General features: G+C 47.7%; 8 protein-coding genes and 1 pseudogene. 7 read left to right on the top strand and 2 right to left on the bottom strand.

All coding sequences use genetic code 11. The features are described 5' to 3' along the window. Positions 1-64 precede the first annotated feature (64 nt). The gene (locus R7Z41_RS16470) at positions 65-436 is read right to left on the bottom strand and encodes a hypothetical protein (RefSeq protein ID WP_318136383.1); all 372 of its coding nucleotides are present in this window, start codon (positions 434-436) and stop codon (positions 65-67) included. A 377-nt stretch (positions 437-813) separates the two neighbouring features. Beyond that, complete coding sequence (fdhF, locus tag R7Z41_RS16465) at positions 814-5,052, bottom strand: formate dehydrogenase subunit alpha (protein ID WP_017821515.1); 4,239 nt, start codon at positions 5,050-5,052, stop codon at positions 814-816. Between the two features lie 315 nt (positions 5,053-5,367). Here fdhF and R7Z41_RS16460 point away from each other — a divergent pair, with 315 nt between their 5' ends. The 7 genes and pseudogenes from R7Z41_RS16460 to R7Z41_RS16430 all read left to right on the top strand — a co-directional run. After that, positions 5,368-5,790 carry a hypothetical protein gene (locus R7Z41_RS16460; protein WP_225477770.1) on the top strand — a complete coding sequence of 141 codons (423 nt, stop codon included), beginning with the start codon at positions 5,368-5,370 and terminating at the stop codon, positions 5,788-5,790. A gap of 135 nt (positions 5,791-5,925) precedes the next feature. Then, positions 5,926-7,317, top strand: coding sequence for a TolC family protein (locus R7Z41_RS16455; protein ID WP_206970791.1), 1,392 nt, complete (start codon positions 5,926-5,928; stop codon positions 7,315-7,317). A gap of 164 nt (positions 7,318-7,481) precedes the next feature. Further along, entirely contained in the window at positions 7,482-9,200 is a 1,719-nt protein-coding gene (locus tag R7Z41_RS16450) for an efflux RND transporter periplasmic adaptor subunit (RefSeq protein WP_206970790.1), read from the top strand. Between the two features lie 2 nt (positions 9,201-9,202). Beyond that, positions 9,203-12,382: an efflux RND transporter permease subunit gene (locus R7Z41_RS16445; RefSeq protein ID WP_213896838.1), complete on the top strand. Its 3,180-nt coding sequence runs from the start codon at positions 9,203-9,205 to the stop codon at positions 12,380-12,382. Positions 12,383-12,458: 76 nt separating this feature from the next. Then, entirely contained in the window at positions 12,459-13,025 is a 567-nt protein-coding gene (gene copI / locus R7Z41_RS16440) for a copper-resistant cuproprotein CopI (RefSeq protein ID WP_206970788.1), read from the top strand. 325 nt (positions 13,026-13,350) lie between these two features. Continuing rightward, positions 13,351-14,202, top strand: a complete 852-nt coding sequence (locus tag R7Z41_RS16435) for a carbenicillin-hydrolyzing class A beta-lactamase CARB-42 (protein WP_005375420.1) — start codon at positions 13,351-13,353, stop codon at positions 14,200-14,202. Between the two features lie 282 nt (positions 14,203-14,484). Continuing rightward, a pseudogene (locus tag R7Z41_RS16430) lies at positions 14,485-15,207 on the top strand (diguanylate cyclase); the annotation flags it as partial. Positions 15,208-15,342 lie beyond the last annotated feature (135 nt).

Genomic DNA, 15,342 nt, shown 5'->3' with positions numbered 1-15,342 from the left:
CGAAGGGCTATTTTTTGTTTGTGTATTCATACACTGTGCTATCGAGCTCAACTCTCAGACAATATTAATAGTACTCACCGTAGGAACAATCTCGTAAATCGGAAATATTGTAGTTTTTCAAAGAGTTTATTTTAAAGTTGAACACTACCTGTTTACAGACAACGCCTTCGCGATCCGTGTACGTGATAATACCTTCACTGTACGCTCGCTGACCATCAGAGGATGTCACGTCAGCAACAAGTTCCAAATGGCCCTTATGCGCGTCTACGCGATTCATCATCTCAAACACATCTACCCACTCTTCGCGATTTGCCATTTGTATTAGCATCGATTTCGCCTGTGTTTCCAACTGCTGGGGGTATACATAATAACGGTTGTAACCAAAGTATGCGCACATAAGTAATAAAGCGAGTGCAAATGAGGTTGTTCTTGTCATACAAGCTTCCTCTTGTTGTTATAAAAATCTTGCTTCGTTAATTCAGTATAGGAAGCGAGCAAAGTTTAGGTTATAGAACTTGCCCAAATAACAGGGGACAGTCAGAGACAGTCAATTCTATGACAAGCTCAACAACAAACTTTATTGCACTCTCATCATGGGCTTGAACAAAAATACGCCACAGAGACAGCAAGAAGTAAGAAGTAAGAAGTAAGAAAGGAAAACTAACCGGAGCGCGGTGATAACAGAAAAGTAAAAGGAGTTTGAAGAAAAAGACAATCCGAGTGAATGTAGTGAGAGCGGAAATCAAGAGTAGATTATCCGCCCATCAACTAGGCTCAAATTGTCAGTGCCCACAACAACGTGACTCGCCGAATTTAAACGTGTTGGTAACTATCTTCGAGAGACTCTGTCTGCGTTGTCTTTTCGCTCACTTCCACTTTAACCGCAGCGACCTTGAACTCAGGGATCTTCGCATGCGGGTCAGTTGCCGTTGTCGTTAGGCGGTTGACTGGCGATTCAACAAAGTGGAAAGGAATGAACACCACACCTTTTTGAATCCGCTTAGTCACAAAGGCATCAATCTCAATGCTGCCGCGACGTGTAGACACTGTCAGACGCTGACCATTACTGATGCCAAGTGCTTCTGCGTCTTCCACGCTAACCATTGCGCGAGGGCCAGCAAGGTTATCCAACCCTTTGGTTTTGCGCGTCATGGTGCCAGTGTGGAACTGCTCAAGTACGCGACCCGTCGTTAACACAAGTGGGTACTCTTCATCTGGCAGCTCAGCCGCATAACGGAACGGTACGCCCACCATTTGCCCTTTACCACGAGTAAACTGGGTTTGGTGCATGATGCGAGTACCCGCAGGGTTGTTCTTGTTGCTAGGCCATTGCACACCGTTTGGCGTAATGGCATCCCAACGAAGACCCGCGTATTGAGGTGTCACTCGTGCAATTTCATTAGTGATATCAGACACGCAGTGGTAATCCCAATCACTACCCATGGCATTGGCGATCTCTTGGATAATCCACCAATCTTCTTTCGCTTCACCCGGCGCCGTGACAACCGGATTCACGCGCTGAACACGACGCTCCGTATTGGTGAAGTGACCCGCTTTCTCTGCAAACGAGCAAGAAGGCAGAACCACATCCGCGTATTGCGCGGTTTCCGTTAGGAAGATGTCTTGAACTACCAAGAAATCGAGCGCTTCTAAACCTTCAATCACATGCGCTTGGTTCGGGTCACTCAACACTGGGTTCTCACCCATGATGTACATACCACGAACGTCACGATGGCAAGCCGCATCAATGATTTCTGTCAGGGTTAGACCTTGCTCAGAAGGCAGATTTGGTGCGTTCCATTCAATCGCAAACTTCTGACGCACAATTGGGTTGTATACCTTTTGATAGCCCGGGAAGCTGTTTGGCAAAGCGCCCATATCACACGCGCCTTGCACGTTAGATTGACCACGTAGTGGGTTAATACCACCACCTTCAATACCGATGTTGCCACACAGCAATTGCAGGTTAGCGATAGAACGCACGTTGTCATGACCTGTCGTGTGCTGAGTAATACCCATCGAGTAGTAAACAGCCGTACGATCTGCTGTACCGATCATGCGCGCCATTGCTTGAATGTCTTCGGCTTTTACGCCCGTAACCAACTCCACTTTATCGAGGTTATAGGCTGGCGACATCACTTCTTGCAGTAAGGTATCAAAGCCGTCGACACGTTCTTCGATGTACTCTTGATCGTACCAACCGTTCTTGATGATCTGCTGCATGACACCGTTTAGGAGCATCACATCCGTACCCGGACGGTGCGCCATATACAGCTCAGCATGCTCTGCCATATCGACACGTTTCGGGTCAGCCACAATCAAACGAGCGCCGTGGTGACGAATTGCTTGTTTGATATGTGAAGCAATAATCGGGTGCGCCGATGTGGTATCCGAACCAATAATAAAGATCACATCCGAGTGCTTAATGCTTGGAATGTCGTTGGTCATTGCACCACTACCCAGTGACGCTTCAAGACCGGTTACACTCGATGCGTGGCACAAACGCGCACAGTGGTCGACGTTATTGGTGCCCAGTTCACGACGGACAAATTTTTGGAACGCGTAGTTGTCTTCGTTGGTGGTTTTCGCTGAAGAGAAACCCGCCAATGCGTTGCTGCCAAAATCTTGCTTGATGCCAGAGAACTTGCTCGCAATCAGTTGAATCGCCTCTTCCCAACTTGCAGGCTGCAACCAACCGTCTTTACGAATCAATGGCGTGGTAAGACGCTCTTCACTGCCAATGAAATCAAAACCAAAGCGCCCTTTCACACACAGCATGCCTTGGTTCACTGGCGAGTCACCGCCCTTCACGTAACGAATCGTATTGGTTGCTTCATCCACGAACATAGTCAACTTACAGCCCACACCACAGTATGTACAAATGGTGTCGACCGCTTTCAGATCTTCGGTACGACCTTGTGAACGGTCACGACTATCGACCATTGCGCCCGTTGGACACACTTGAACGCACGCGCCACATTGCACGCAGTTCGAATCACCCATTAGGGTTAAGCCATTCTTGTTACTTCCAAAGTGTGGACGATCGTCAGGACGTAATGCAGGACGACCTTGTTTATCGCACACGAAGTTCAGTACACCGTGTACGGCTTTGTCGCGGCACGCTTGGATGCACTGACCACAGCTAATACAGCGGTTAGCATCAAACTCAATAAACTCAGAACTGCGGTCAACTTCGTACTTATGACGCAAGTCTTTCGCACGAAGATCTAGCCAATCTTGGTGTGATTTAATCTGCAAGGAGAAGTCAAAGCTTTGCTCAGCTTCATATTCGGTGGAGTAATCACGCAGCGCACAATCAGTATTTGCCTGACAGCCACATTCTAGACAGCGCGCCGCTTCCTTCATTGCTTCTTCGTTATCAAAGCCCAACTCCACTTCAGCGAAGCTTTGCTCGCGTTGTACTGGAGTCAGCTCAGGCATGATAGATCGAGCAACTTTCTGGATGTTCTCGAAGTGAAGCGGATCGACTTGAGAGAGCTTCTTCTCTTTTCGTGAGTTGAACGCCGCCTTTGGCATATCCGCCATATCACCATTCAAAAATAGGTCTATTGCTTTTGCCGCAACACGACCATCACCCACCGCTTCAACTGCCGTTGCTGGACCACGGCGGAAATCACCAATACTGAAGATGTTACCCGTGCCGGTGTGCATGGTCTTTTCATCGGCATCAGAAGTATTCCAGCGCGTAAGTGGAATCGACAAATCTTCGCCTTCGAGGAAGCTCAGATCTGGCTTTTGCGATACTGCTGCAATCACGGTGTCGAACTCTTCGGTAAAGAACTCGCCAGTTGGTTTAGGGCTGCGACGACCAGATGCATCCGGCTCACCCAACGCCATGCGCTCTAGACGAATCGCATTCACGCGTCCGGTTTCATCGGCAAGGTTTTCTGCAGGATTGGTCAAGAAGTGGAATTTCACCCCTTCGTGTTCCGCTTCAACAATCTCGTAGTCTTCTGCCGGCATTTCGTCACGGGTACGACGGTAAATCAACGTGGTGTCTGCACCAGCACGACGCGCAGTACGAGCACAGTCAATTGCCGTGTTACCACCGCCGATCACCGCGACTTTCTGACCCGTTACATAGTTTTGCTCAGTCACGTAATCTTTGAGGTAATCAACACCTAAGTAGCAACCTTCAAGGTCACTGCCTGTGTAATGCATTTCGACCGCTTGAGACGCGCCGACCGCCAAACACACCGCGTCGTATTCTTCGCTCAATTGAGAAAGCGTGAAATCCACACCTAGCTTTTGATTGGTGTGAACTTGCATACCGTTGCGGCACATCAATTCGATTTCTTTATCGAGAATGTCTTTTGGTAAACGGTATTCAGGAATACCGTAACGCAACCAACCGCCCGCTTTTGGCATGGATTCAAAGACCGTAACGTCGTAGCCTTCATTCGATAAGTAGTAGCCAGCTGTTAGACCACCAGGACCACTGCCCACGACGGCAATGTTCAAACCTTTACTTGGTTTCTTTTCCGGTACGTAGGCTTCATGCGCAGACAAATCCGCATCCGCGGCGTGACGTTTTAGCTGACGAATTGCGATTGGTTCATCGACTAACGAGCGGCGACATTCGCTCTCACAAAATGCTGGGCATACACGGCCAATCGATAGTGGCATAGGAAGCGTACGCTTAATCACTTCAATCGCTTTTTGATGATCGTTCTGTGCAATGTGATAAAGGTACGACTGGATATCCACGCCCGCAGGACACGCGGTTTTACATGGCGCTTCACAATCGGCGTAATGGTCCGTCATGATGCGGTTAAGTGCTTTTCTGCGGTGCTCGCTTAGTTGTTCTGATTGCGTGACCACATTAAGGCCGCGGTAAACTTCGAGTTCACACGCACGCTTAGTACCGCCGCTTTCGACTTCAACCACACACAAGTCACACGGTACTTTTTCATTACTTTTGTTCATTCCGCACAGCGATGGGATCTCGACCCCACACACTTTTGCTGCTTCTAAAAGGGTTAGACCCTCTTCTACAATTCTATATTTTCCATCGATGACAATTTCTATCATGCAACCCCCGCAGCAAAGCAAATCCAAATCTGCACAAGTAAAACCATGCATTCTATAAGGATAATCATTTGTAAGACAAGTTAGTGTGATGTAAAACTTATAAACCACATTTTTCACGTGTCATAAAAAGCGAGGGCTTCTTTCGCTAACTTTCAACACTCGGTGTTTAACAAACGTTTTACTCCCTCGAAAGTGCGAAAACTGTAGGGGTGGACTATTTTGATAATAAGAGTAATAAATGATTGACCTTACCCTTAGGTTAACCTTTAGAATCGAAGGGTTTTCATCATTTTCATCAAACACATGGGAAAAGGTATGCACTTAAAATCGCTGCATACAATCTGGTTAACTCTCTTCACGACGCTAGTACTATTGGTATCTAGTGTGGCGAACAGTGAGCCGTTGATGAATATTCAAATGATGTCTACTGGCATGGCTCACCATCCTTCTATGATGAGTGACAGCGAACACTGCGGTATGCCTGGCATGATGGACGTCTCCATGACAGACGCTTCTATGTCCGAAGATGGCGATGCAAGAAAAACCAGCATGAACTGTGGTGGAGGCTCCGGCATGGTTCATACCTGCTGTACTGCCGCGTGTACGATAGTTTTCGTCCCCCTACCGAATCCTATCAATAGCCCAATGCCCGTCGTCTATCGCGCAACTATTACTCCTGAAGTTGCTTCCCCAGTCGTACACGTCAGCCGCGACCTATACCGACCTCCTATAGCCTAAATCCGTCCTAGCATTCGACCCTGCGCGTGTATCGCAGGTTGTTTTAATGCGCCTGAGCGATGAGGTAACAAGGCTTTACTGTTCCCGCAATAAAATCCGCACCTCCATCGATCCGGCGAACACTGGATTTAGATTATGGATATCAAACCATACCGCTTAGCTGCACCTATTTTTATGGTGGCTCTGGTCGCTGCGCCAACCTTGGTTAACGCCGCTGGTAAAGAGACGCACGCAGCGCAAAATTCCGCATCAAGTGAGCGAGCTTCAACGACCAAGCTTGCCCAACTGATCAACGTCGCTTTGAGTAACGATGGCAATCGTAAGCAATACTCTGCGCAATCTGCTGCCATGCGTGAAACGGGCGTCGCGAGCGCGACCTTGATGGACCCAAAACTGAAAGTGGGTTTTGGTGGCTTGCCTGTCGACAGCTTCAAATTCGATGAAGACCCAATGACCAATATCTCCGTTGGTTTAATGCAACAATTTGAGCGTGGGTCGACGCTTGATTTACAGCAGAAGAAAGCCAATCAACAAGCTGACGGCCTTGGGCTTCAAGTCCATGCTCGTGAGCTTGAGGTAGCCAACAGCATGACTCAACTTTGGTTAGAGCTTGGTTACCAGCAACGCGCGGAGCAAATCATGCTTGAGAACCGCAAGTTGATGAAGGAGATGGAAAGCTTTATTCAAACCAACTATTCGATTGGTAAGAGTGAAGCGCAAGACCTACTCAACGCTCAATTACAAGTCAGCAAGTTGGATGAGAAACTGCAAGCCAATGCACAAATGCAACGTCGTCTTATCTCTCAACTCTCCGAATGGTTGGGTTCAGATTGGTTGGCGAATGAACAGGCTCTGCACGCGAGCAACCAACTTAATTGGGACACACTGAACGGCAAACTTGCTGCTAGTCAGGGTTCCACCAAGCATTATCAACAACTCAGCCAACACCCGATGGTTAAGATGGCCGACGTCAGCATCTCTGCCAATAAAACTCAGGTGGAAATTGCTGAGCAAGCCTACAACCCACAATTTGGCGTCGAAGTAATGTACGCCTACCGCCAAGCCGACAACATGATGGGTGAGCCAGCATCAGACTTGGTCAGCGCTTACCTAACCATGGACATTCCGTTGTTTACGAGTGACCGCCAAGATCGCAATCTTGCTGCCGCTCAATACCAAGTTGGCGCGGCACAATCACAAAAAGACACCTTACTAACGCAGATGAATGCCAAGGTGAACACTTTGCTGGTTGATCGCGGCAACTTAACCCAGCGTTTAGAACGTTATCAATCCACCTTATTGCCTCAAGCGAAAGCGCGCATTCAAGCCGTTGAGCGGGGTTATCAAAACAACACAGCGCAGTTTAACGATGTGATTTCTGCCACGACTGACGAGTTGGCTCTGCAATTAGAGCAACAACGTCTGCTGACCGATCTCAACATCGCAAACAGCAATTTAGCCACCCTACTCGGTGGTTTCGACTACCAAGTGGCTTCACCGGAAGCTCGCTCTATTTCGACATATTAATTTGTGATTCCCCAAGACAGTTGGGGCTACAGCTAGGCGGCAAACGAGAGAATCCCATGAGCACTTTCCCTAACAAACTAAGGGATCTGCTATGTGATTTGGGTGAACGAGAGCAGGCAACAATGCTGTAGCGTCAAATGTGAAGGGGAAAATAAGGTAAAACAATGAAAACATTTAAGATTGCAACCATCGCGCTGATTGTTGGTGGTGCTTTAGGGTTTGGTGCTAATCATTTTCTTACGGGCTCGGCTCACGACATGAGTGCGATGGGTGGCGAATCTGCTGCAAGCTCTAATGATCCGCTTTACTGGGTTGCCCCAATGGATCCGAATTACAAACGCGACAAGCCGGGTAAGTCCCCAATGGGCATGGATTTGATTCCTGTTTACGCAGAAGACCTATCCGGTGAACAAGACGCACCGGGTACAGTGACTATTGACCCTTCAGTAGAGAACAACCTCGGGGTTAAAACCGCAAACGCGACACTACAACAGCTATCACCACGCATCGAAACGGTTGGCTATATTGCCTTTGATGAAAGTCTGTTATGGCAAACCAACGTTCGTGTGGCGGGTTGGGTAGAAAAACTCTACATCAATGCCGTCGGTGAGAAAGTGAAGAAAGGCGATGTGCTTTTCACGCTCTACTCTCCTGAACTGGTTAAAGCACAAGAAGAATTGCTAAATGCGTACCGCACTGGCCGCAAAGGTCTTGTAAAAGGCGCGACCGAACGCTTGGTAACGCTTGGGGTTGACCGCGCTCAAATCAAATCCATTACTCGTAGCGGTAAAGCATCGCAAACCATTGAAATCAAAGCGCCTGCTGATGGCGTTATCGCGAGCTTAAACGTGCGTGAAGGTGGCTATTTATCCCCTGCTCAAGCGGTGATCAGTGCAGGTCCTTTGGACAATGTTTGGGTTGATGCAGAAGTCTTTGAGCGTCAAGCGCACTGGATGAAAGCGGGTTCTCAAGCCACGATGACCCTTGACGCGATTCCGGGCAATGAATGGCAAGGTGTTGTCGATTACGTGTACCCAATCCTTGATCCGAAAACACGTACGTTGCGTGTGCGCCTTAAATTCCCTAACCCAGATGGCGCATTGAAGCCAAACATGTTCGCCAATATTGCCTTGCAGCCTGTTACTGACGACGCAGTATTAACGATTCCTAAATCATCTGTTATTCGCTCTGGCGGTATGACTCGCGTTGTTCTGGCGGAAGGTGATGGCAAATACCGTTCTGCTCGAATTGAAGTTGGCCGCGAAGCTGGAGAACAAATCGAAGTATTACAAGGGCTTAAGCAAGGCGACAAGATCGTTACTTCATCTCACTTCATGCTCGATTCTGAATCAAGCCAGTCGGCGGATCTGTCTCGCATCAATGGTGTAGAAGCGGCAGTAGAAACGGCATGGGCTAAAGGTGAGATCACGGATGTGATGAAAGATCACCGTATGCTGACCATCAACCACCAGCCTGTACCAGAATGGGATTGGCCGGGCATGGTAATGAACTTCACTTTCGCAGATGGCGTTGAGATGGGTGACTTGAAAAAAGGTCAGGCTATCGAATTTGAAATGCAAAAGACGGAGTCCGGTCAGTACCAAATCATCGACTATAAGGCAGACAACAGCGTCATTGCCGCAGAAGTTTGGCTAACTGGTGACATCACCATGCTGATGGCTGATTTTGGCATGATCACCTTAAACCACCTACCGGTTGCAGAATGGAACTGGGATGCAGGCGAGATGAACTTCTCTGTGGGTGAAGAGGTTGATCTAACGGGTTTTGAAGAAGGACAGAAAGTTCGGTTTCTAGTTGAAAAACAAGGATCTGACTACGTTCTTAGACAGCTAGTTCCTGCAACAACAGCCGTCGAGGGTTAATTATGATCAATGCTATTATTCGTTGGTCACTGAGCAACCGATTCCTAGTGTTGGTCGCGACCTTAGCCCTTATATTAGGCGGACTTTACAGTGTAAAGAATACGCCTGTTGATGCGATTCCGGATCTTTCTGATGTGCAAGTGATCATCAAGACAAGCTATCCGGGGCAAGCTCCTCAAGTCGTCGAGGATCAAGTCACTTACCCACTCACCACCGCCATGCTTGCCGTGCCGGGTGCTGAGACAGTTCGTGGCTACTCATTCTTTGGTGACTCTTACGTTTATATCATTTTCAACGATGATACCGACATGTACTGGGCACGTTCACGCGTGTTGGAGTACTTAAGCCAAGTGGCACCTAAGCTGCCACCGAACGCAAAACCAACCCTAGGTCCTGATGCAACGGGCGTGGGCTGGGTTTACAGCTACGTATTACAAGACAAAACCGGCAAGCATGATTTAGCGGATCTTCGCAGCCTGCAAGACTGGTTCTTGAAGTACGAATTGCAAACCGTTGATGGCGTTTCTGAAGTCGCAACCGTGGGCGGTATGGTGAAGCAGTATCAAGTGCAGATTGATCCTGCCAAACTGCGTGCTTACAACCTCACTTTGCAACAAGTGAACATGGCAATCCAAAACGGTAACCAAGAAACCGGCGCGTCCGTTATCGAAGTGGCCGAAGCCGAGCACATGGTTCGTACCACGGGTTACCTAACCAGCATTGAAGACATCAAATCACTGCCTCTCAAAGTCACTGAGAAAGGCACGCCGTTGCTATTAGGAGACATCGCAGACATTAACCTTGGTCCACAAATGCGCCGTGGTATCTCAGAGCTGAATGGCGAAGGTGAAGCGGTCGGTGGCGTTATCGTGATGCGCTTTGGTGAAAACGCCAGTGAAGTGATTGCGAAAGTCAAAGACAAACTCGCAGACCTACAACGCAGCCTGCCAGAAGGCGTGGAAATTGTTGCAACCTACGACCGCTCTACCCTTATCGATTCAGCGGTAGAAAACCTATGGAAAAAGCTTGCAGAGGAGTTCATCGTCGTTGCGATTGTGTGTGCGTTGTTCCTGTTCCACATTCGTTCTTCATTGGTTATCGCTCTGAGCCTACCGGTCGGTATTCTCACTGCGTTTATCGTAATGCACTGGCAAGGCATCAACGCCAACATCATGTCCCTTGGTGGTATCGCGATTGCCATCGGTGCCATGGTGGATGGTGCAATCGTGATGATTGAAAACGTTCACAAGCACATTGAACGAACGCCACTGACCGACAAAAACCGCTGGCAAGTAATAGGTAAAGCCGCAGAAGAAGTTGGCGCACCGCTGTTCTTCTCGTTGCTGATCATTACTCTTAGCTTCGTACCGGTGTTCGCCTTAGAAGGCCAAGAAGGCAAGATGTTCTCGCCGCTTGCGTTCACTAAGACTTACGCCATGGCAGCGGCAGCAGGTTTGGCAATCACACTCGTCCCTGTTCTTATCGGCTACTTCATTCGCGGTAAGGTATTACCGGAACACAAAAACCCAGTTAACCGTGGCTTGGTCGCGTTGTACCGCCCGTTGTTGAACACCAGCTTAAAATACCCTAAGACCATGATTGTTATCGCATTAGGTCTGACGGCATCGGCTTACTACCCAACCAGTAAACTGGGTAGCGAATTCATCCCGCCGCTGGATGAAGGCGACTTAATGTACATGCCAACGACCTATCCGGGTATCTCAATTGGTAAAGCGCGCGAGCTTCTACAACAAACCAACAAGCTGATCAAAACCGTTCCAGAAGTGAAAACCGTATGGGGCAAAATTGGCCGAGCTGAGACCGCAACCGATCCAGCGCCACTCACCATGATTGAAACCGTGATTCAGTTGAAGCCACGCGACCAATGGCGTGAAGGGGTAACAACCGAGTCACTGCGCAAAGAGTTCGACAAACTGGTTCAGTTCCCTGGTCTTACTAATGCTTGGGTAATGCCGATCAAAACGCGTATCGACATGCTGGCAACGGGCATCAAAACCCCTATCGGCATTAAAATCGCGGGTCCCGACCTGAAAGTGATTGAGAAGATCGGTTCCCAGCTGGAGCCAATTCTTAATGGCGTACAAGGTACAGCATCGGTTTACGCAGAACGTGTCGCAGGTGGTCGTTATGTCACGATCGACATTAAACGTCGTGCCGCAGCGCGTTATGGCTTAAGCATCAAAGACGTTCAACAAGTGATCTCCACTGCGGTGGGTGGCATGAATGTGGGTGAAACCATTGAAGGCTTGGAGCGTTACCCAATCAACGTTCGTTACCCACAAGACTACCGCGACTCAGTGGTTAAACTGCAAAACCTACCATTGGTGACACCAAATGGCGCTCGTATTGCGCTGGCTGATGTAGCGGACATTCGTTACGAAGACGGCCCTCCGATGATCAAGACGGAAAACGCGCGTCCAAACGGCTGGGTGTTTGTCGATATCGATGGTCGTGACCTTGGCTCTTACGTCGTGGAAGCACAGCAAGTCGTGGCTGATCAATTGGAGCTTCCTGCGGGTTACTCGCTGGCTTGGTCTGGTCAATACGAATACATGGAACGTGCGAAAGATCGCTTGAGTGTCGTGGTACCAATCACCATCGCCATCATTATGCTGCTGCTTTACTTCAGTTTCCGTCGTGTCGGTGAAGTGATGATCATCATGCTTACCCTACCGCTCGCTATGGTCGGTGGTTTGTGGCTCATGCATATCCTCAACTACAACTTCTCGATTGCCGTCGGGGTCGGCTTTATTGCCCTAGCAGGTGTCGCAGTTGAGATTGGGGTCATCATGCTCGTCTACCTCAACCAAGCGTGGCACTACAAAAAACTCGATGCGGAAGAGAACCAACAGAAGCTTGAGGCGAAAGACCTAACCGATGCCATTCGTGAAGGCGCAGGCCTGCGTGTTCGCCCAGTAATGATGACGGTACTGACAGTAATTATTGGTCTGATTCCGATCATGTACGGCGAAGGTACAGGATCAGAAGTAATGCAACGTATCGCCGCGCCAATGATTGGTGGTATGGCATCAGCACTGCTACTGACGCTGTTGGTGCTTCCTGCCATCTTCAAGCTGTGGAAACAACGTGAGTTGCGTCATAGCAATACGACTAATCACCAAGCTAGCACTCAAGCTAGTGATGTAAACAACAAGGCTTAACCCCTACCTTCCTCTCAAACATGCCGTTTGAGGGGAAGCAACCAAGTTAATAATGAATTAAAACAAGGATATAAAAATGAAAAAGACACTAATCACTCTTGCTCTAGCCCTAACAACAACGACTGCGTTTGCCCAAGTGGATCATTCAAACATGGACCACGCGAACATGGATCATAGCAACATGAAGCATGAAAATATGGACCACGGCAGCATGAAGATGGACCACAGTAAAATGGACCATTCAAACATGATGGATATGCCGGGCATGTCGGCAGTTGGTATGCCAGCAAAAGGGGCAAAGCCAGACAAGGTGGTACACGTTATCTTGGGTGATGACATGACCATCAAGTTCAAAAAAGACGTTAAAATTGAGCCAAACGATGTGGTGCAATTTGTGGTCATGAACACCGGTAAGATCAACCACGAGTTTACGATTGGTTCGGCTAAAGAGCAGCTAGAACATCGCGAAATGATGAAGACAATGAGCGGCGATCACATGCATGACTCAGGCAACGCAGTTACGGTAAAACCAGGTAAAGCGAAGCAGTTGTTGTGGCATTTCCACGGTGACAACAACGTTGAGTTCGCGTGCAACATTCCAGGCCATGCAGAAGCAGGCATGGTTAAAAAGATTGAACTGTAAGTAATTACCCAAAGAGACAAAAGGAGCTGATGATTCAGCTCCTTGTATTTCTGGATCAAACTATTCGTTAGCTCATGATAAGAAATTCTGAGCCAGTGTCTCTCGCTAAGATATTTTTGTGACCGAATCACCGACGTAATATATAAGCCAAACTACAGGCCTTGATAGCAACACTCTTCTCCCCATATTGAGACCGTTTAAGCGTATTGCAAAGAATCCTACATAAAATAGACATAGATTTAACAGTGTTTAGAGTATTGGCTCGTTATAGTTTACGTGACATCGCTACCGTGCGAACTAAAACTAAAATTGAAGAACACGATCCATGAAAAAGTTATTTTTGTTGGCTGGGCTAATGGTTTGCTCAACCCTAAGTTACGCGTCCCAACTGAATGAGGACATTTCTCTCCTCGAGCAACAAACCTCAAGCAGAATTGGGGTGTCAGTTTGGGATACCCAAGCAGACGAGCGTTGGGATTACCGTGGCGATGAACGCTTCCCACTCATGAGCACATTCAAAACCCTAGCTTGTGCCAAAATGCTAAGTGATATGGACAGCGGTAAGCTAAGTAAAAATGCGACCGCAAAAGTCGATGAGCGCAGTATCGTTGTATGGTCTCCAGTGATGGATAAGCTCGCAGGCCAAAACACACGCATAGAGCACGCGTGTGAAGCCGCTATGTTAATGAGTGATAATACCGCAGCCAACTTAGTATTAAATGAAATTGGCGGCCCTAAGGCCGTAACAATGTTTCTGCGAACAATTGGAGATAAAGCAACGCGCCTAGACAGAATAGAACCTCGCTTGAACGAAGCCACACCAGGCGACAGCCGCGACACAACCACACCTAACGCCATACTAAACACTCTTCGAACTTTGGTCGAAGGCGAAACGTTGTCTTATGAGTCTCGTGTACAATTAAAAATCTGGATGCAGGACAACAAAGTTTCAGACTCGTTAATGCGTTCTGTATTACCAACAGGTTGGTCTATTGCAGACCGTTCTGGTGCGGGAGGTCATGGTTCGCGTGGCATTAACGCGATTATATGGAAGGAAAATCATCGACCTGTTTACATTAGTATTTATGTCACAGAAACCGAGCTCTCACTTCAAGCTAGGGACCAACTCGTTGCGCAGATAAGTCAGTTGATTTTACAAAAGTACAAAGACAATTAAGTCACCACTCACCTGACCCTATTTGTATCCTTTTCTAGCCCTTCTCTTCCAGAAGGGCTCATTCTGTACTTCCATCTTAAAAACACCACTTATTGAGTAATGACTTACTTATAAATAGGTATAAGATTTACTTATTTAGGGTGAGTTAACGCCCACATTAAGCAACCAAATGCACACAAACGGCGATAATTAAACCATACTCTTACCAAGAAGCACATTTTCTACAAAATAGCTTCACGTAATTTATTGTTGGTATTTGCAACATTGCCAAGGAGATGTCTATTGAGACTTGAAAGAACTTTTAACCCTGATGACTTATCGATGCAAAACATGGAAAGTCCGATATGTATGCCGATAGGGTTTGTTCACTTTTTAGCTCAATCGGAAACACTACAGCAAGTACTTGATACGGTGGCAGAATGGATAAATCGCATATTTAATTCTGACCGTGCGAGTATCACACTTTATGAAAACAATGATCATTTAAAGGTCTACTCTTTCTCTGGTAGTAAAGCGATTCCCGCTGAATTTTTAGTGCCCATTCATCAAGCGTTTGTTGGCCGAGTGTTCAAAAAGCAACAACTGATGATCTGCGACGATGTTACTCAATCTGATGAGATCGATTGTGTGATGCTCGCATCCAATGGTATGGGTACGTGTATGGACGCGCCTTTAATGCACGGTAAAGTCTGCCTAGGAACGCTTAATGTTGCGCATCATCAAACGCACATTTACACAAACGAACAAGCGGCACAGCTTCAGTGCATCGCTAATTGGATTGCTTTAAACATTGCCCTTCATATACAGATCATGAAAATGGAGCACCTCGCCACGACGGATGATCTAACAGGTATTCCAAACCGCAGAGAGTTCATGCGACAAATCGAAAGCCGCCTAAATGAATACCGAACCCAGGGCATTGACTTCCATGTTGCTATTTTAGATCTCGACAATTTTAAAAGCCTCAATGACCGATTTGGTCATGACGCAGGCGATAAATGGCTTTGTTGCTTAATTCGATGAGAAGACATGGTAGCCCCATGTTGTTCAGTTCTTAAACAATATACTGAGTTTCAGGCATACCTAGCCCTGTAAGCTTGTTCAGCGCTTTGATCATAGCGTAAGTCTCACCAACTTGAG

Source organism: Vibrio sp. 1457, from assembly GCF_033340195.1.
In the GTDB taxonomy this organism is placed as follows: Bacteria; Pseudomonadota; Gammaproteobacteria; order Enterobacterales; family Vibrionaceae; genus Vibrio; species Vibrio alginolyticus.
This window is presented reverse-complemented; position numbering and strand designations above follow the sequence as displayed.